Source organism: Streptomyces sp. NPDC012935 (genome assembly GCF_042900345.1).
Taxonomy (GTDB): domain Bacteria; phylum Actinomycetota; class Actinomycetes; order Streptomycetales; family Streptomycetaceae; genus Streptomyces.
In genome coordinates this window covers 64907-82534 of record NZ_JBIBBC010000008.1, presented here as the reverse complement: position 1 = coordinate 82534, position 17628 = coordinate 64907, and the positions used below count along the sequence as shown (strand labels likewise).

Below are 17628 nucleotides of genomic sequence, written 5' to 3'. Positions count from 1 at the left end.
GCCGAGGGCGTCGGAAGTTCCTTCCGGCGCCCTCGTGTATTTCCACCGCCTGACGCAGCTGCAGAATCTCTGACGAAACTTGTCAGAGACCTGTACTTGCGGCAGTTCAGCTTCCCCAACTCCCCCGGAATACTGGAGAAAAATCCACTGGGAGAGGAACCATGGATAACTTTCATGCCGACGTGATTGTCGCCGGGGCCGGCCCTTCCGGACTCATGCTGGCCGGTGAACTCCGCCTGGCCGGGCGGTCGGTGGTCGTACTCGACCGCCTGGCGGAGCCGATGCAGCAGTCCCGGGCGCTCGGGTTTTCCGCCCGTACCATCGAGGAGTTCGGCCAGCGTGGACTTCTCGAGAAATTCGGTCAACTCGAAACGATACCCTTCGGGCATTTCGGTGGGCTGCCCATTGACTATCGCATCGTCGAGGGCGGCAATTTCGGCGTCCGTGGTGTTCCGCAGTCGCGGACCGAGGCGATTCTGCTCGAGTGGGCGAGGGGCCTCGGCGCCGAGATCCGCCGCGGGCACGAGGTCGTCGGCATGACCCAGGACGAGCAGGGCGTCGTCGTCGAGGTCGGCACCGCCGACGGCGTCGAGACGCTGCGCGCGGCCTACCTGGTCGGCTGTGACGGAGCCCGCTCCACGGTGCGCAAGCTGGCCGGCATCGACTTCCCCGGCACCAGCGCCACCATCGAGATGCTGATGGCCGATGTCGCCACCAACGAGCTGCGCATCCGCCCGACCGGAGAGGTCGGCGAGTCCGGCATGGTCGTGGTGCTCCCGCTCGGCCCGCAGGCCACCCGTGTCGTCGTCTTCGAGCGCGGCGCCGGTGTCCGCCCCACCCAGGAGGCGCCCACCTTCCCCGAGGTCGCCGCCGCCTTCCAGCGCGTCACCGGCGAGGACATCACCGGCCACAAGCCGCTGTGGACCAGCTACTTCACCGACGGCAGCCGTCAGGCCGCCGAGTACCGCCGGGGCCGGGTCTTCCTCGCGGGCGACGCCGCGCACATCCACCTGCCGATCGGCGCCCAGGGCATCAGCGCCGCCGTCGGCGACGTGGTGAACCTCGGCTGGAAGCTGGCGGCCGAGCTCGACGGGCACGCACCCGAGGGTCTGCTGGACACCTACCACACCGAGCGCCACCCGGTCGGCGCCCGCATCGTCGCCAACACCCTGGTGCAGCGCTCCCTGTATCTCGGCGGCCCCGAGATGGAGCCGCTGCGCCGGCTCTTCGGCGAGCTGGTCGGCATCGAGGAGGTCCGCCGTCATCTGGTCGGCCTGGTCACCGGCCTGGACATCGGCTACGACATGGGCGAGGGCGGCCACCCGCTGCTCGGCCGCCGGCTGCCCGACCAGGAGCTGCTGGTCGGCGACGAGAAGAGCAGCACGTACGAACTGCTCACGCGCGGGCGCCCGTTGCTGCTGAACCTGCGCGGTGGCGACGCCCTCACCGAGGCCGCCGCCGGCTGGGCGGACCGCGTGGACGTCGTCGCCGCCTCCCGCCCCGACCCCGCCGCCCCGGCCGCCGACCTGCTGGTCCGCCCCGACGGCTACATCGCGTGGGTCGGCACGGACGGCTCCGCCGGTTTGACCGAGGCCCTGCAGCGCTGGTTCGGCGGCCCGCGCTCCGCTTGAGGTTCCGCGATGGGTCGTGCGTCGTCCGCGGCTCCGTCGTGGCTGGTCACGCCCACGCGGCGGAGCCGCATGTCGATACAGGCCCGCGCCCCTTTGGGGCGCTGCCCCGTACGTACGTCAGAAGAGGAGTTCCGAGTTGACCGGCAAGGCCGAGACACAGATGCCCACACCGAAAGCCGGCGAGTGGACCGAGTGCGACGTCATCATCCTGGGCGCCGGGATCGGCGGCTCGATCACCGGCGCGATCCTGGCCCGGCAGGGCGCGAAGGTGGTGCTCGTCGACGCCGGCCAGCACCCGCGGTTCGCGGTCGGTGAGTCGCAGAACCCGCAGCTCGTGGAGTGGCTGCACATCCTCGCCGTGCGCTACGACGTCCCCGAGATCAAGCACCTGCTCGACATCAAGGCGGTCACCAAGTACATCGGCGCCCACCACGGCAGGAAGCAGAGCTTCGGTTTCGTACGGCACGTCCCGGACCGGGAGCCGGACCCGCGCGAGGCGACGATGTTCGTCATCCCGAAGATGCTGACCGAGGCGTCGCACATGTTCCGCCAGGACACCGACACCTACTACTTCAACGTCGCCGCCAAGTACGGCTGCACCCTGCGGCAGAACTGGCGCGCCACCGACCTGGACTTCGACGACGAGGGCGTCACCGTCACCGGCCAGAGCGGCGAGGTGTTCCGCGCGAAGTACCTCATCGACGCCAGCGGCTTCCGCTCCCCGCTCGCCCAGAAGTTCGACCTGCGCGAGAAGCCCTCGCGGATCAAGCACCACGCGCGCTCGCTGTTCACGCACTACGTCGGCATCAAGCCGTACGACGACGTGTGCAACTACCCCGAGGCGCTGCGGCCCCCGGCCGAGTCCCCGTTCCACGGCGGCACCCTGCACCATCTGATCGAACGCGGCTGGTTCTGGATCATCCCGTTCGACAACCACGAGGACTCCCGCAACCCGATGTGCAGCGTCGGTCTCACCTTCGACGAGCGCCTGTACCCGCAGCCCAAGGACATGACCCCGGACGAGGAGTTCAACCACTACCTCGACATGTATCCGGCGGTGAAGCGCCAGTTCGAGGGTGCGAGCCGGGTGCGCGAGTGGATCTCCACGCCGGACCGGATCCAGTACTCGTCCAAGCAGACCGTCGGCGACCGCTGGTGCCTGATGTCGCACGCGGCCGGCTTCGTCGACCCGCTGTACTCGCGCGGCCTGTCCAACACGTTCGAGGTCGTGGACGCGCTGTGCTACCGCGTGCTCGACGCACTGCGCGACGACGACTTCTCCGCGAAGCGGTTCGAGTACGTCGAGCAACTGGAGCAGGGGCTGCTCAAGTACAACGACATGATCGTCGACAGCTCCTACATCGCGTTCTCCCACTTCCGGCTCTGGAACGCGGTGTTCCGGGTGTGGGCCTGCTTCACCACGCCCGCCACCATGCGGCAGATCCAGGCCCGTCAGGAGTTCACCCTGGACGGCGACGACCGGCACTTCCGCGAGATGGAGAACTCGCCCTACCCGGGCCTGTGGTGGCCGGACAGCCACGCCTTCAAGCACCTTCTCGACGTCACGCACGAGACCTGTGTGCGCTACGAGGACGGCGAGATCGACGGCGACAAGGCGGCCGACATCGTCTTCCAGGCCATCAACGACTGCGAGTCGGTCAACACGCCCTTCGGCTGGAAGGACGGCGAGGACCACCGCTTCTACCGGGCCACCACCCCCACGATGATCAAGTTCATGTGGTGGGCGAGCACCAACGGCCCCAAGGAGATGCGCGACCTCGGCCGCTCGATGCTCAAGGGCGTCGCCAAGTCCGCCGTACGCGGCAAGAAGGTCTCCTGACCGCCGCCCGCACCCCCTGAGACCGGCCCGCACAGGGCGTGGTGCCACCCCCACGCGCAGGCCCTGTGCGGGCCCCCGGCCCTCCTCACCGAAGAACCTCCGTCCACCACACCCGCATCGACACTGGGACACCGTGTGATCAGTCGTAGAACCCTGCTCGGCGCCGGCTCGGCCGCAGCCGGCATCGCCCTCGTGCCCGCCATCCCCGTCGCCGCCGAGGGCTCGGGGACACCGTGGAGCCAACTCGCGGCCAGGCTCTCGGGCCGGCTCGTGCTGCCCACCGACCCCTACTACTCCGTCGCCCGCCAGCTGGAGCTGGGCCAGTTCGACGCCGTCAACCCGCAGGCGGTGGCCTACTGCGCGAACGCGGCGGACGTCTCGGTCTGCGTGCGCTTCGCCCAGGACAACGGCGTCCGTACGGCGGTCCGCAGTGGCGGCCACAACTACGGCGGCTGGTCCACCACGCCGGGCCTGGTCATCGACGTGTCGAGGCTCAACGCCGTGACGGTGAAGAGCCCCTCGTCGGTGGAGATCGGCCCGGGCGCGCAGAACGTCAACATCCTCAACGCGCTGGCCCCGCACCACCTCGTGGTCAGCGAGGGCGGCTGCCCGACCGTGTGCGCGGGCGGCTTCCTGCAGGGCGGCGGCTTCGGCTTCCTGACCCGGCCGACGGGCATGGCCAGCGACGCGGTGACCGCCGCCCAGGTGGTGCTCGCCGACGGCCGTGTGGTGACCACCTCGGCGAAGCAGTACCCGGACCTGTTCTGGGCGATCCGCGGCGGCGGTGGCGGCAACTTCGGCATCGTCACCCGGTTCACGGTCACCCCGCACAGCGGCGACCAGATGGCCATCAGCAACCTGATCTTCCCCTACGACCGGATGGCCGACGTCCTCGACGGTGTGGCCCGGTGGCTGGTGGACGCCCCGCACACCATCGGCGGCGGCGCCTACGTCGTACAGCCCGACGCGGCGCCCGGCTCGGTGCCGCAGGCCAACGTCTTCCTCGCCTCCCGCGGGACACCGGCCGAACTCGCCGGTGAGGCGGCCCGGTTGACCGCCCTGACCGGCGCTCCCGTGCAGCGCCAGGACGGCGTCATGACGTACCAGCAGCTCATGATGATGATCTTCGGCTGCGCCACCCTCACCGAGGCCCAGTGCCAGCGGTCCGAGAAGACTCCCGAGGGCACGCTGTCCCGCCCGGCCTACGGCCTGGAGCGCACCCGGATGGGCAGTGCGCCGTATGCGGCGAGCGGCTGGGCCGACGTGATGACGGCGTTCGACGCGAACCGCAGGGCGGGGCAGGCGCGTTACCTGGACTTCCACTTCTTCGGCGGCGCCGCCAACGAGGTGTCGCGCACCGCCACGGCGTACGTCCACCGCGACTCGCTCTTCTCGGTCAACTACCGGGTCCTGATCAACGACCCGGCCCAGGTGACCGACGAGGCCAAGGCGGTCGCGAACACCTGGGCCGACAACGGCTTCGCGACGATCGACCCGCTGTCGAACGGCGAGACCTACCAGAACTGGATGGACCCGTCGCTGCAGGACTGGAAGGCGTCGTACTACGCGGAGAACTACTCCCGGCTGACCCGGATCAAGTCCAAGTACGACCCGTACCGGTTCTTCCGCTTCCCGCAGTCCATAGGCGCCTGACCGGCACGAACCGACTCCACGAAAGGCCGCCGGACAACGGGGTCCGGCGGCCTCGCGGGGGAAGCGCGGTACCGGCTCAGGGCTTGCGGCCGTACCAGCCGACCAGGCGGTCGATGGCGGGGGCGTCCTCCGGAACGTCCACGACGGGGCCGAACGGCACCTGGCCGCCGCGCGGTTCGCGGGGCACGGCGCGCTGCATGGCGGCGAGCGGGGCGGCCAGTACCTCGTCGTCCCAGGCGGGGCTCTGTCCGGTCGCCTTGGCCAGGTCCCAGGTGTGCAGCACGAACTCGTTGGTGTAGATGACCGCGGCGGCGGCGCCGGGGACGGGCCCCCAGGGCAGCCCGATCTCCCGGCCCAGAACCGCCGGGTCCGTCCAGACGGACCGCAGCTCCTTCGTCCCGGCGGCCCAGGCCTCGGCCCAGGCGCCGTCGGCGACGTCCTCGGCGAAGTGCGGAACGCTGAAGAACTGTCCGCCGGCGCCGATCACGGCAACCCGGCGGAGCACGGAGACAAGGTGATTGGACAGTTGGCGCACCGAGTAGTCGGGACACGGCGTGGTGCGGTCGTAGTCCTCGGGCCGCACCGAGGCGAGCACGTCACCGGCCAGGTCGACGGCCTTCAGCAGTCCGTTGCGGGGGTCGCTCATGGAGTTCGTCATGTCATCGAGTCTTCCGGCCAAACAGGCCACCCTCCGGCCACTTTCCAGGAAAGGCTGATCACTGATGCGAGCTGACCGACTGGTGGCGGCTCTGCTCTTCCTCCAGGCGCGCGGCCGGGTGACGGCCGCGGAACTCGCCGCCGAGCTGGAGGTCTCCGAACGCACCGCGCGGCGCGACCTGGAGGCCCTGATCGCCTCCGGCGTCCCCGTGTACGCGCAGCGCGGTCGGGGCGGCGGATGGCGGCTGGTCGGCGGAGCGCGCACGGATCTGACCGGGCTCACCTCGCCGGAGGTGCAGGCGCTGTTCCTGGCCGCGGGCTCCTCGGCGGCCTCCCCCGAACTGCGCTCGGCGCTCAGGAAGTTGCTGCGTGCGGTGCCGGAGCCGCTGCGGCCGCACGCCGAGGCGGCGTCCCGGGCACGGCTCGTCGACAACCAGGACTGGTCGCGCACCGCCGTGATGGCGAGCGGCCCGCACCATACGGCCCTGGAGCGCGCGGTGCTGGACGGCGTACGGGTCCGGCTCGGCTACGCCCGCCCCGGCGGCGTACCGCACGAGCGCACCGTGGACCCGCTCGGGCTGGTCCTCAAGGCGGGCCACTGGTACCTGGTGGCCGGCACGCCGGACGGCCTGCGTTCCTTCCGGCTGGGCCGGGTGACCTCGGCGGAGCCGACCGACGAGCCGGTCCGCCGCCCCGCCGACTTCGATCTGACGGCCGCCTGGCGGGGGTTGGTCAGCCGGCTGGAGGACCGCCTGCTCGCCGCGACCGTGACGGCGCGGGCCGATCAGGACGCCCTGCCCGTGCTCCAGCGGCTGCTCGGCGGGCGGCTGAGCGTCGGCCGGTTACTCGAGGACGGCAGAAGGGAGATCGAGGCCGCCGGGCCATCGGTGGAGGTGCTGGCCGCCCAGCTGGCCGGGCTGGGGACCCGGGTCGAGGTGGTGGGCCCGCCCCAGGCACGCGAACACCTGGCCCGCCTCGGCCGCGACCTGACGGCGCACTACGGGGCGCTCCAGGAAGCAGCAGCCCCATAGTCACTTTCCTCTAGGTACCTACTATACGGAGGATGCTAACGTCGCAGACATCGCGTGGATCCGCCCCAACTCAACCCTCTTCACCCACATTTGGGAGTTCTCATGTTCGTTGTTACCGGAGCCTCCGGAAACGTCGGCCGCCCGCTCGTCGAGACCCTCGCCGCCGCAGGCGAGAAGGTGACGGCCGTTTCCCGCAATCCCCTCTCCTACGACCTTCCGGAGGGAGCGCGGCATGTCCGCGCCGACCTCGCCGATCCCGCCACCCTGGGCCCCGCCCTGGACGGCGCCGAGGCCCTGTTCATCCTGCTCGCCGGTGAGCTGCTCGGCGGCGGCGCGCCCGCGGTCGACGTGCTGGCGGCGGCCAAGGAGGCCGGCGTACGGCGCGTGGTGCTGCTCTCCTCGCAGATCAACGGCACCCGCCCGGACGCCCTCTCGCACGGCCGGCTGCGGGAGTTCGAGGAGGCCGTACGCTCCTCGGGCCTGGACTGGACGATCCTGCGCCCGGGCGGCTTCGCCTCCAACGCCTACGCCTGGATCGAGAGCGTCCGCACGAAGCGCGCGGTGATCGCCCCGTTCGCCGACGTGGCGCTGCCGGTCGTGGACCCGGCGGACATCTCCGAGGTCGCCGCCGTCGTCCTGCGCGAGGAGGGCCACACCGGCCGGACGTACGAGCTGACCGGCCCGGCCGCCGTCACCCCGCGCGAGCAGGCGGCGGCGCTGGCCGAGGCGATCGGTGAGCAGGTCGGCTTCGTGGAGCTGACCCGTGAGCAGGCGCGCGAGCACATGGCGCAGTTCATGCCCGAGCCGGTGATCGACGGCACGCTCGACATCCTCGGCGAGCCGCTCCCCGCCGAGCAGCGGGTCAGCCCCGACACGGAGAAGATCCTCGGCCGCCCGGCCGGCTCCTTCGCGGGCTGGGCCCGGCGCAACGTCCACGCCTTCAAGTGACGCCGACGCCCGGCGCCGTGGAGTAATGCGCCCGCCGAGGCCCCTCAGCACCGCCCCGGACCTGGAATTCCCCCGTACGGGTCCGGGGCGGGCCATTCGGCCTCAGCACAGGTCGGGCTTGCGCCAGGCACACTCGACATCCGTGTTCGTCCCGCCGCCGCGGACCGACGCCGGCCCGGCCGCCTCGGCGCTCGACCGGGCCAGCGTCACCACGATGGCGTCCTCCAACGGCTTCACGGACGAGGCCAGGTAGTTGTTGAGGACGATGCCGTAGACGAGTTCACGCCCGCCGGAGTCGGTGACGTACCCGGAAAGAGCCGACGCGCCCGTCAACGACCCCGTCTTGGCACGGGCGTTGAGCGCGGCCGGTGTCCCGCACATGCGCGACCGCAGCGTGCCGCCGACGAAGCGGTCGGGGTCGCAGGCGACCGGCAGCGAACGGTGCCAGTCGGCGTACCAGGGCTCCGCCCGCACGGCGAGGAGCAGCTCGACGAGCTGCCCGGCGGCGAAGTTGTCCATCCGCGACAGCCCCGAGCCGTCGACCTGCCGCACCTTCCCGGCGTCGACGCCGACGCCCTTGAGGTAGCCGCTGATCGCGTCCAGCCCGGCGCCCCAGCTCCCCTGCCGCGAGACCTCGTGGCCCATGGCCTTGGTGAGGATCTCGGCGTGCATGTTGTTGGACAGCTTCATGAACGGGATGAGCAGGTCCTTGAGAGCCATGGAGTCGTGCGAGGCCAGCACCGCCGCTCCTGCGGGAGTGTGGCGTCCCAGGCGGGTCGGCCCCGCGACCTTGACGCCGTGGTCCGCGAGCGCGTCCCGGAAGACCGCGGCGGCATGCCCGGTGGGCCCCCACACGCTGACCCACTCCTTGGCACCGGCGCCCCCGACAGGTGTCGTACCGCTGACGACGACGGTGTTCGTGCCGTGCTCGCGCTCGACGGTGAGATCGTTCGCCCCGCCGGCGGCGACCGTCGTGGCCCGCACGTCGATGTCGACGTAGTCGGTGTCGGGCGTGACGGTGACGACCGGTTCGGCACCGGCGTCCTCCCCCGGCCCGACCGTGACGATCACGGTCCCGGTGTCGTAGTCGGTGTCCGGCGCCACGCTCAGCGCGCTGATCTGGGCCGAGTAGTACGACGACTCGTCGTCGGCGGCCCAGGACCGCCCGAGCCGCACGCTGTCGAACCGGGTGTCGTCGGCGATCAGCCGCCCGTCCACGCGCCTGATGCCCGACGCGGCGAGACGCGCGGCGAGCCGGTCGTAGTCGCCGGCGAGCAGGGTCGGGTCCCCGGTGCCGCGCAGATACAGGTCGCCCCGCAGCACGGAGCCGTGCCGGCGGCCGGTGGTCAGCACGTCGGTGGTGAACCGGTGCTGCGGCCCGAGGATCTCCATGGCCGCGGCCGAGGTGGCGAGCTTGGTGTTGGAGGCGGGCATCAGCCGGGTGGTGGGCAGATGCCGGTAGAGGAGCTCACCGGTGCCGGCGTCCGCCACCACGACGCTCGCCACGCCGCCCTCCATCCGTGCATCGCCCAGGATGGTGTCGATTGCCTCCGGCAGGCCGGTACGGTCCGAGTCCGCACCGGCCTGCGCGCCGGGCCCCAGGACGGCGGCGACGAGCGCCACGGCGACGGGCCATGTCCACAGTCTGCTGCGGGAGTTGACGCATCTCCCGGAAGTTCTCACGGGTCCGCTCATGCTTCAGCAGCATCCCGGACAACCGCCCGCGGCGACAGAGCGCCCGCGGCTCACCCCAGTCCCCAGGCCCGCCCCGTCCGATACGCCGCACACAGGTTCACGTCGAGGACATACGCCCCGGCACTCCCGCACTGCTCGCTCCCGCTCCCCGGATCGACGGGCTGCCCGTGCCCCATCCCGGTGATGCTGTACGTCTCCACGACCGCGCGCCCGCCCGCGTCCCGGAAGACCTGATGCGGATACCCGGCCACGGTGTCACTCACGTCGGCGGCCTGATCGCCCCCGTGCACATCGGTCCACTGCTTCACCAGGTCGGTCATGTTGACGGGCTTGACGGTGTAGTCGGCCGTGCCCTGGAAGGCGACGAGGGTCGGCCAGGGCCCCGCGTACCCGGGCCGGGCGGCCCGCACCCGGTCCCCCCACTGCTTCGGGGTCTGCGTCGCTCCGACGTACATGCACACATACGGCGACCCGGCCGCCTGCGCACACCCGTACGGCAGCCCGGCGACGATCCCGCCCGCCGCGAACTTCTCCGGGTACGCCGCCATCATCACCGCGGTCATCCCGCCCCCGGCGGACAGCCCGGTGGCATACACGCGCGACGCGTCCGCGGAGGTGTCGGCGAGCTGCCGGTCGACCATCTGGGCCACGGAGGCGGCCTCGCCCTGGCCGCGCGCGATGTCGCCGGTCTGGAACCAGTTGAAGCAGGACGAGGCGTTGTTGGCGCTCTGCTGCTGCGGCAGCACGACGGAGAAGCCCCAGCGGTCGGCGAGCTGGAGCCATCCGCTGCCGGTGCCGTATCCGGAGGCGTTCTGCGTGCAGCCGTGCAGCGCGACGACCACGGGCCGTCCGGCGGGCAGCCCGTCGGGGACGTACCGGAACATGCGCAGCGCACCGGGGTTGGAGCCGAACCCGGTGACCTCCTGGAGGGAGGCGGCCTCGGCTCGGCCCGGCGTGAGAAAGGCGGCGATCAGTGCGACGAGCAGGCTCGCGCAGACGGCGATTCGACGGCTTGCGGCTCTGGTCTGTGTCATGCGGAGGGACCGTAGAAGCGTGAACGACCCGTCGATATGGAGTGGGACACCACAACGGGCGCCTCACCCATGGTGGTTCACGGTGGTTCATCGAGCGGGCGAGGGGTCCGTACGGAACTGCCGCACGAGCCTGCGCGGTTCCCGCGCGACCTCCCACAGCCCGACCGCGAGCAGCAACAGGCTGCTGACGAAGCAGACCCAGAACACGAACTGGGCGCCCGACGCGAGGTTGTCGGTGCTGCCGCCCTCATGGAGGCAGTACGCCTGTGGGGGAAACGCCTTGGAGACCGGGACGCCGCCGTAGCGCAGGGAGCACGGGTCCTCGCCGGGGTCCTTGGCCGTGTCGTCCGCCGTGACGACCAGCAGCCAGGCCACCGCCGCGACCGGAATCGTGACGAACGCCGTCGCCCTCGCCCAGGCCGGAAGACGGGGATGGCCGATGAGTCCGTTCAGCGCGACCAGCACGACGACGTACACGGCGACGACGGTGACGGCGAGGCCGAGCCGCCCGAACACCTCGTCCAGCAGCCAGGCCACTCCCGCCACCGGAGGCGCGGTGAGGACGAGGACCTTGACGCCGGGCACGATGCGCGGATGGACGAGCAGGCCCAGCGCGAGGGCACCCGCCAGGACGGCGAGCAGACCCGTCACCGGTACGTCTCGTCCTTCTCCCACGGCCCTACGCCGAGCTTCCCGGTCGTCCCGAGGTCCAGCTCCGGCATCACCGTCACGGGGTCGGCACCCTGCTTGGCCCGCACCCGGACGTACGGCGCGTTGACCGGGTCGCCGACGCCGGCCTCGACGGTGTTCCGCCAGGCCAAGGTCGACTGGGCGGCCTCACCCGGCCGCAGCACCACCAGTTGCGGCCGGCCGGTCCCACGGATTCCGGTGCTGATCTGATCGGTGCCCTGAAGGATCCGCACGCCGTCGACGACATCGTGGTCCGCGTCGAGGAGTTCGAGCTTCGGGTAGCCGTTGACCTCATAGCTCTTGGTGCCGCAGTTGACGAGCTGCAGGCCGACGACGCGCAGCCCCATGGCGGCGTCGCCCTCGTCCGCGTAGACATGCACCCCGGACGCCGGGCACGGCCCCGAGGCGGAGGACCCCTCAACGACGGGAACGCTGCGCACCTTGAGCACCTTCGCGCCCGTCACCTCGGGTGCGTGAGCGGTGGGCTCGGTCATGGCGACGGCCGCCTTGACGGTCCGGCCCGGCCCCACCGACGCGACGGTCTGTTCGACGTTGTCGACGGCTCCTCCGGACGCCGACAGGAACCCGATGGTCACCGTGTAAGTGGCCGCCTGCGTCCCCCGGTTGGTGACCTCGAACGCGGCGGAGAAGTCGGCGTCACAGCCGCTGTCCTGACCCCAGGCGTACAGGCCGGTCACCTTGACCCCGTCCTCGCCCGGGCCGTCGGCCGAGGAGGGCAGGGGCAGCGGTGTCGGCGTACCGGAAGGGGTGACGGCCGGTTCGAGGGACGGTGGCGGGCTGCCGTACTGCACGAAGTCCGACGGGCACAGCGACGCGGCGCTGACCGGGGCCCCGGCGCCGCGAGCCCTCGTCGTGTCATCGCCCGGGGAGGCACTCTGGGAACCGCATGCGGCCAGCAGCAGAACACCGGCGAGGGCAACGGGGACGGTGCGCGAGGCGGTAGGCATCCGCCCAGCTCACCAGGGGCCGCGCCCACGGTCTGTGGCGGAACCCACACCTCCGGTCACAGGGGTGTCACAGATCACTCCGGCCCCGCAAGGCCCGGCGCTACCGTCCGGCATGACAAAGGCCCCGCTGCCCGGAGGCGGCGGGGCCTTTGCCCACATGGGTTAGGGAGGTTCGAAAACCTCCCGATCGTGGAGATGGCGGGAATCGAACCCGCGTCCAACGGTGCAGAATCAGGGCTTCTCCGTGTGCAGTTCGCTGCGATTTTCTCGGCCCCGGCGATCACGCGAACAAGTCGCCGACGGGCCCAGTCACTGTTTGGTTTCCCTCTTCACCCCGTGACCGGGATCAAGGTTTAGTTCCCTAGCTGATGCCAGGATCCGGGTCGGGAACAGCCCCGGGCTGACACTTCGCAAGTCGCTACTTAGGCAGCGAGGGCGAAGGAATCGCGCTTGGTGTTGGCGATTATTTTTTGCGACATATGGTTTACGAGATCATTGCCGCTTCCTCGACACGCTTCCCCTGCTTCAACAGCCGCTGTCGAAACCGATCATCCCCATGTTGTTTTTTCAATCCCCTCCGGAAACCTCCGGCTGCCGGAGAGGGGCGCGCACCCTCTGTGAGGTGCAGTGCCATCGTACGTGACCAACGCACGACCATGCCAGCGTATTCCTTGCAGCCTGCTACTGGGGCAGCCTGCTACTGGGCGCGCTGCCGCCGCTTCGCCGCCGCGATCGCCCGGTCCGACTCCCGCCGGTCCTGCTTCTCCCGCAGGGTCTGGCGCTTGTCGTACTCCTTCTTGCCTCGCGCCAGAGCGATCTCCGCCTTCGCGCGACCGTCCTTGAAGTACAGGGCGAGGGGCACGATCGTGTGACCCGTCTCCTGGGACTTCGCCTCCAGCTTGTCGATCTCCTCACGGTGCAGCAGCAGCTTGCGCTTGCGGCGTGCGGAGTGGTTGGTCCAGCTGCCCTGGTGATACTCGGGGATGTGGGCGTTGTGCAGCCACGCCTCACCCCGGTCGATCTGGACGAAGCCGTCGGTCAGCGAGGTCCGACCCTCACGCAGCGACTTGACCTCGGTGCCCATGAGGACCAGGCCGGCCTCGAAGGTGTCGATGATCGCGTAGTCGTGCCGGGCCTTCTTGTTCTGGGCGACGATCTTGCGCTTGCCGCCCTTCTCGCCGTCTCGGCCCGCCTTGCCGGCCGACCCACCGCCCTGCTTGGGCTGGGACTCCTTGGGTACGTACATTCCCTTGCTCATAGTGCCGTCCATTTTCGCACTACGGAGGGGGTGCGGGGAAAGCCGATTTACGAGTCGCCGAGGCCGCTGAGGACCGTCTCGGCCCGCTCCAGGACCTGTTGGTCGGCCTCCAGGTCGGGGGTGATGCCGCGGCCGTCGACGGTCCTGCCGGACGGGGTTCGGTAGTGCCCGACGGTCAGCTCGGCGACGGAGCCGTCGGGGAGGCGGCTCGGCATCTGGACCGAGCCCTTGCCGAAGGTGCGGGTGCCCACGACGACCGCGCGGCCGCGGTCCTGCAGGGCGCCGGTGAGCAGCTCGGCCGCGCTCATGGTGCCGCCGTCGACGAGCGCGACCAGAGGTCTGGCGGTGTCGCCGCCGGGTTCGGCGTGCAGGGCGCGCTGGTCACCGTCGACGTCGTACGTGGCGACGAGGCCGCCGTCGAGGAAGGCGGAGGTGGCGGTGACGGCCTCGGTGACCAGGCCCCCGGAGTTGCCCCGCAGGTCGAGGACGACGCCGGTGGCGGCCGGGGCATGTCGTACGGCCTCGCGGACCGCGTCGCCGGAGCCCTTGGTGAAGGAGGCGATCCTGATGACGGTGACACCGTCGGCGAGTTCTCGCACGGTGACCGAGTCGGTGGACAGCCGGGCCCGGCGCAGCGTGAGGTCCCACGCCTGCGTGCCGCGCTCCAGCCCCACGTCCACCGCCGTACCCGCGTCCGCGTCGGTCGCGTCGCCCCGCAGTAAGGAGACGACCTCGGTGACCGGAATCCCGTCGACCTTCTTGCCGTCGACAGTGCGCACCAGGTCGCCCGCGCGGATCCCGGCGACGGCGGCGGGCGACCCCGCCCGCACCCTGGTCACCTCGATACGGCCGTCCCGCTCGCGGCGCGCCCACAGCCCGACGCCGGTGTACTCGCCGTCGAGGGCATCCTCGAACTCCTCGTACTCGCCCTGGGAGTAGACGGCGCCCCAGCGGTCTCCGCTGCGGCTGACGGCGCGCTCGGCGGCCTCCATGGGGGACTTGCCCGCGGCCATGGCCTCGGCGGCCGCCTCGGCGACATCCACGTGCCGGCCCGCCGGAGCGGCCGAACCGGCGGCGTCCGTGGAGGTTTTCCGGTCAGGGCCGGGCAGCGAGCCGGTCGCGGCACCGGCGACGAGCACACTCGCGAAGACCAATGTCAGGGCGGCCCCGCGGCCGAAGCGGCGGGGCTGACAGAACAGGTCACGACCTGACATGCCGGTGAGTCTAGGACAACGCGAGGGGCCGTACGGTCCGTTGACCGGACGGCCCCCTTGGCGTTGGTCACACCTTCAGATACTTGCGCAACGCGAAGAACGCTGCCAACGCGGGCATCAGCAGGCTCGTCGCGAGGATGAGCGGCAGCTTCGTCAACACCGCGTCCCAGCCGATGAAGTTGATCAGCGTCAGCTTCTCCGACAGGGCCAGACCGTGGTCGATGATGAAGTACCTGGCCATCACCAGGAAGGCGCAGGCGACCGACCCGCCGATGAGTCCGGCGACCGCGGCCTCCATGATGAACGGCGCCTGGATGTAGAAGCCGGAGGCGCCGACCAGCCGCATGATGCCGGTCTCACGCCGTCGGCTGAACGCGGACACCCGCACGGTGTTGACGATCAGCATGAGCGCGACCACGAGCATCAGCGCCATCACGGCACGCGCGGCCCAGTTCATGCCGTTCAGCAACCCGAAGAGGTTGTCCAGAATGCCCTTTTGGTCCTGCACCGACTGCACACCGTCGCGCCCGTCGAAGGCAGTCGCGATGACCTGGTACTTCTCCGGGTCCTTCAGCTTGATCCGGTACGACTCCTGCATCTGGTCCGGCGTGAGCGAGGCGGCCAGCGGGGAGTCGCCGAACTGCTCCTTGTAGTGCTTGTACGCCTGGTCCTGCGACTCGTAGGTGACCTTCTCGACGACCGTCATCTTGTCCAGGTCGGCGAGGATCTCCTTCTTCTGGTCGTCGGTCACCGCGCCCTTGGCGCAGTTGGGGTCGGACTCGGCGTCGCTCTTGTTGCAGAGGAACACCGAGACGTTGACCTTGTCGTACCAGTAGCCCTTCATGGTGCTGACCTGGTCGCTCATCAGGAGCGACCCGCCGAACAGGGCGAGCGACAGGGCGACGGAGACGATGACGGCGAAGGTCATCGTCAGATTGCGGCGGAGACCGACACCGATCTCGGAGAGTACGAACTGGGCGCGCATGGCGTCTTCTTCAGGCCTTTCCGTGGACGGTCGCGGTCAGTGCTGGTAGCCGTAGACGCCACGTGCCTGGTCGCGGACGAGGCGGCCCTGCTCCAGCTCGATGACGCGCTTGCGCATCTGGTCCACGATGTTCTGGTCGTGCGTCGCCATCACCACGGTGGTGCCCGTCCGGTTGATCCGGTCGAGCAGCTTCATGATGCCGACGGAGGTCTGCGGGTCGAGGTTGCCGGTGGGCTCGTCGGCGATCAGCAGCTTGGGGCGGTTGACGAAGGCACGGGCGATCGCCACCCGCTGCTGCTCACCACCGGAGAGCTCACCGGGCATCCGGTCCTCCTTGCCGCCCAGCCCGACGAGGTCGAGCACCTGCGGCACGGACTTGCGGATCTCGCCGCGGGACTTGCCGATGACCTCCTGCGCGAAGGCGACGTTCTCGGCGACCGTCTTGTTCGGCAGCAACCGGAAGTCCTGGAACACGGTCCCCAGCTGGCGGCGCATCTGCGGCACCTTCCAGTTGGACAGACGCGCGAGGTCCTTGCCCAGAACGTGCACCTGGCCGTGGCTGCAGCGCTCCTCGCGGAGGATCAACCGCAGGAAGGTGGACTTTCCGGAGCCGGAGGACCCGACGAGGAACACGAACTCGCCCTTCTCCACTTCCAGGGACACATCCCTGAGTGCGGGGCGGGTCTGCTTGGGGTAGACCTTGGAGACGTTGTCGAGTCGGATCACGGGTGCACCATGGGTCGCCGGGGTAGATGAGCGTGACCATACGCGAACCAGGGGTAGGGGCGCAGGCACCGGGAGGGGTTGCGTGAGGCTTGTGCAGTTTGTGCCGGGTTGGCAACCACCCGTCCGGGAGCGCCCGCGCCCTTTCCCGGGGAACCTGGCATTGTGGAGGGGGGAACGTTCTCGGGTCCGAACCCGTTGAACCCCCGGAGGGAACTGGCTAGGAGGGTGGCGCATGACGTACGACCGGCTGGTGTGCGCGAACTGTGCCGCGCCCGTGAGTGAGGGCCGCTGCCCTGTGTGCCGGGCGAACCGTGAGCGGCTGCAGCAGGAGAACCTGTTCGCGGGTCTGAACCCGATGACGCTGATCGCCCTGCTGGCGGTGCTGATCGCGGCTGTGGCACTGCTGGCGCACCAGACCGCATAGGCGACGCCCGCACCGTGTACTGACGTGCGGACATGGCGAGGGGCCCGGAGCGAAAGCGCTCCGGGCCCCTCGGCCGTACGGCGTGAATCACGCAGCGTGGACGACCGGCTACCGTCAGGCAGCCGCACCGCCGCGGCCGCCCACGAGGCGCGGCAGGATGCGGAAGCCGATACCACCAGCGATCATCGTGGCGGCGCCGACCAGCAGGAACGTGGTCTCGGCGGCACCGGTCTCGGCGAGCTCCTCACCGTTGCCCTGGGCGGACGTGTTGGCGCCCGTGCCCGTGCTGTCGGTGTTGGTCTCCGTCAGGGAGGAGGAACCCTCTTCCTGGGTGGAGGTGCCACCGTCGGGGTCGGTGTTGTTGTTACCGCCGCCGTTGTTGCCGTTCCCGTTGCCGTTGCCGTTCCCGTTCCCGTTGCCGTTCCCGTTACCCGGGTCGGTCGGCTCGGTGGTCGGGTCCTCGGTGGGCTCCTCCGGCTCGGTCGGCTCCTCCGTCGGGTCCGTCGGGTCGACCGTGGGCTCCCCGGTCGGGAGGTCCGTCGGGGTGTCGGTGGGGATACCCGTCGGCGGGTCGGTCGGCGACGGCGGCGGGGTGGTCGGGTCGTCCTCTCCACCGAGGCAAATGCCGAGCAGGCAGTCCTCCGAGGGCGCGGCCGAGGCGGCACCCGCAGCGGTCAGCGAGGCACCGGCCGCGATCACGGCACCGGCCGCGAGGCGCGCGATACGGATCCGCGTCTTCTTCGTCATGTGGTTGCTACCCCCAGTAGCTAATCGTCAGTGAGGCGGCGCTCGGGGGCCGTGATCGACGGAGGACGTCGCTTAACTCGAATCCCCCGGTTCACATGCGCCCCAGAGATACGCATGCCACGCTTTA

Annotated in this window: 16 protein-coding genes and 1 other RNA gene; 6 read left to right on the top strand and 11 right to left on the bottom strand. The window is 70.3% G+C overall.

Translation table 11 applies throughout. The features are described 5' to 3' along the window. The first annotated feature begins 161 nt into the window (after positions 1 to 161). From ACFY5C_RS20660 to ACFY5C_RS20650, 3 genes are all read left to right on the top strand, one after another. Positions 162 to 1631, top strand: a complete 1470-nt coding sequence (locus ACFY5C_RS20660; protein ID WP_389446212.1) for an FAD-dependent monooxygenase — start codon at positions 162 to 164, stop codon at positions 1629 to 1631. A gap of 136 nt (positions 1632 to 1767) precedes the next feature. Continuing rightward, complete coding sequence (locus tag ACFY5C_RS20655; RefSeq protein ID WP_389446211.1) at positions 1768 to 3471, top strand: NAD(P)/FAD-dependent oxidoreductase; 1704 nt, start codon at positions 1768 to 1770, stop codon at positions 3469 to 3471. Positions 3472 to 3606: 135 nt separating this feature from the next. Then, positions 3607 to 5124, top strand: a complete 1518-nt coding sequence (locus ACFY5C_RS20650) for an FAD-binding oxidoreductase (RefSeq protein WP_389446209.1) — start codon at positions 3607 to 3609, stop codon at positions 5122 to 5124. A gap of 76 nt (positions 5125 to 5200) precedes the next feature. Here ACFY5C_RS20650 and ACFY5C_RS20645 read toward each other — a convergent pair whose 3' ends face one another. Beyond that, complete coding sequence (locus ACFY5C_RS20645) at positions 5201 to 5782, bottom strand: TIGR03086 family metal-binding protein (protein WP_363039900.1); 582 nt, start codon at positions 5780 to 5782, stop codon at positions 5201 to 5203. A 64-nt stretch (positions 5783 to 5846) separates the two neighbouring features. Between ACFY5C_RS20645 and ACFY5C_RS20640 the strand changes: the two genes are divergently transcribed. Both ACFY5C_RS20640 and ACFY5C_RS20635 read left to right on the top strand, forming a co-directional pair. Further along, complete coding sequence (locus ACFY5C_RS20640; protein WP_389446207.1) at positions 5847 to 6812, top strand: helix-turn-helix transcriptional regulator; 966 nt, start codon at positions 5847 to 5849, stop codon at positions 6810 to 6812. A 102-nt stretch (positions 6813 to 6914) separates the two neighbouring features. Next, positions 6915 to 7760 carry an SDR family oxidoreductase gene (locus tag ACFY5C_RS20635; RefSeq protein WP_389446205.1) on the top strand — a complete coding sequence of 282 codons (846 nt, stop codon included), beginning with the start codon at positions 6915 to 6917 and terminating at the stop codon, positions 7758 to 7760. Between the two features lie 102 nt (positions 7761 to 7862). Here the strand turns inward: ACFY5C_RS20635 and dacB are convergent, their stop codons facing one another. The 9 genes from dacB to ftsE form a co-directional block, all read right to left on the bottom strand. Then, on the bottom strand, positions 7863 to 9455 hold the full coding sequence (gene dacB / locus ACFY5C_RS20630; protein WP_389446203.1) for a D-alanyl-D-alanine carboxypeptidase/D-alanyl-D-alanine-endopeptidase: 1593 nt from the start codon (positions 9453 to 9455) through the stop codon (positions 7863 to 7865). Positions 9456 to 9505: 50 nt separating this feature from the next. After that, complete coding sequence (locus ACFY5C_RS20625) at positions 9506 to 10489, bottom strand: alpha/beta hydrolase family esterase (protein WP_389446201.1); 984 nt, start codon at positions 10487 to 10489, stop codon at positions 9506 to 9508. Positions 10490 to 10576: 87 nt separating this feature from the next. Beyond that, positions 10577 to 11140, bottom strand: a complete 564-nt coding sequence (locus ACFY5C_RS20620; protein ID WP_389446200.1) for a hypothetical protein — start codon at positions 11138 to 11140, stop codon at positions 10577 to 10579. Further along, complete coding sequence (locus ACFY5C_RS20615) at positions 11137 to 12147, bottom strand: DUF4232 domain-containing protein (protein ID WP_389446198.1); 1011 nt, start codon at positions 12145 to 12147, stop codon at positions 11137 to 11139. Before ACFY5C_RS20615 ends, ACFY5C_RS20620 begins: the two co-directional genes overlap by 4 nt. A 187-nt stretch (positions 12148 to 12334) precedes the next feature. Beyond that, positions 12335 to 12703, bottom strand: a transfer-messenger RNA (tmRNA) gene (gene ssrA / locus ACFY5C_RS20610). Between the two features lie 141 nt (positions 12704 to 12844). Beyond that, positions 12845 to 13393, bottom strand: a complete 549-nt coding sequence (gene smpB / locus ACFY5C_RS20605) for an SsrA-binding protein SmpB (protein ID WP_389446677.1) — start codon at positions 13391 to 13393, stop codon at positions 12845 to 12847. Between the two features lie 59 nt (positions 13394 to 13452). Next, complete coding sequence (locus ACFY5C_RS20600) at positions 13453 to 14619, bottom strand: S41 family peptidase (protein ID WP_389446197.1); 1167 nt, start codon at positions 14617 to 14619, stop codon at positions 13453 to 13455. 67 nt (positions 14620 to 14686) lie between these two features. Next, positions 14687 to 15604 (bottom strand): permease-like cell division protein FtsX, encoded by a 918-nt coding sequence (ftsX, locus tag ACFY5C_RS20595; protein WP_389446195.1) that lies wholly within the window; start codon positions 15602 to 15604, stop codon positions 14687 to 14689. 36 nt (positions 15605 to 15640) lie between these two features. Beyond that, positions 15641 to 16330, bottom strand: coding sequence for a cell division ATP-binding protein FtsE (ftsE, locus tag ACFY5C_RS20590; RefSeq protein WP_389446193.1), 690 nt, complete (start codon positions 16328 to 16330; stop codon positions 15641 to 15643). A 232-nt stretch (positions 16331 to 16562) separates the two neighbouring features. On the opposite strand from ftsE, the gene ACFY5C_RS20585 reads away from it, so the two are divergent. After that, complete coding sequence (locus ACFY5C_RS20585; protein ID WP_190074618.1) at positions 16563 to 16754, top strand: hypothetical protein; 192 nt, start codon at positions 16563 to 16565, stop codon at positions 16752 to 16754. Positions 16755 to 16868: 114 nt separating this feature from the next. On the opposite strand, the gene ACFY5C_RS20580 is transcribed toward ACFY5C_RS20585, so the two are convergent. Next, complete coding sequence (locus ACFY5C_RS20580; RefSeq protein ID WP_389446191.1) at positions 16869 to 17501, bottom strand: hypothetical protein; 633 nt, start codon at positions 17499 to 17501, stop codon at positions 16869 to 16871. Between the last annotated feature and the right edge of the window lie 127 nt (positions 17502 to 17628).

Coding starts and splice junctions, on each gene's coding strand:
- ACFY5C_RS20660 (WP_389446212.1), top strand. CDS start 162: ATGGATAACTTTCATGCCGACGTGATTGTCGCCGGGGCCGGCCCTTCC.
- ACFY5C_RS20645 (WP_363039900.1), bottom strand. CDS start 5,782: ATGACGAACTCCATGAGCGACCCCCGCAACGGACTGCTGAAGGCCGTC.
- ACFY5C_RS20640 (WP_389446207.1), top strand. CDS start 5,847: ATGCGAGCTGACCGACTGGTGGCGGCTCTGCTCTTCCTCCAGGCGCGC.
- ACFY5C_RS20635 (WP_389446205.1), top strand. CDS start 6,915: ATGTTCGTTGTTACCGGAGCCTCCGGAAACGTCGGCCGCCCGCTCGTC.
- dacB (WP_389446203.1), bottom strand. CDS start 9,455: ATGAGCGGACCCGTGAGAACTTCCGGGAGATGCGTCAACTCCCGCAGC.
- ACFY5C_RS20625 (WP_389446201.1), bottom strand. CDS start 10,489: ATGACACAGACCAGAGCCGCAAGCCGTCGAATCGCCGTCTGCGCGAGC.
- ACFY5C_RS20615 (WP_389446198.1), bottom strand. CDS start 12,147: ATGCCTACCGCCTCGCGCACCGTCCCCGTTGCCCTCGCCGGTGTTCTG.
- smpB (WP_389446677.1), bottom strand. CDS start 13,393: ATGTACGTACCCAAGGAGTCCCAGCCCAAGCAGGGCGGTGGGTCGGCC.
- ACFY5C_RS20600 (WP_389446197.1), bottom strand. CDS start 14,619: ATGTCAGGTCGTGACCTGTTCTGTCAGCCCCGCCGCTTCGGCCGCGGG.
- ftsX (WP_389446195.1), bottom strand. CDS start 15,604: ATGCGCGCCCAGTTCGTACTCTCCGAGATCGGTGTCGGTCTCCGCCGC.
- ACFY5C_RS20585 (WP_190074618.1), top strand. CDS start 16,563: ATGACGTACGACCGGCTGGTGTGCGCGAACTGTGCCGCGCCCGTGAGT.
- ACFY5C_RS20580 (WP_389446191.1), bottom strand. CDS start 17,501: ATGACGAAGAAGACGCGGATCCGTATCGCGCGCCTCGCGGCCGGTGCC.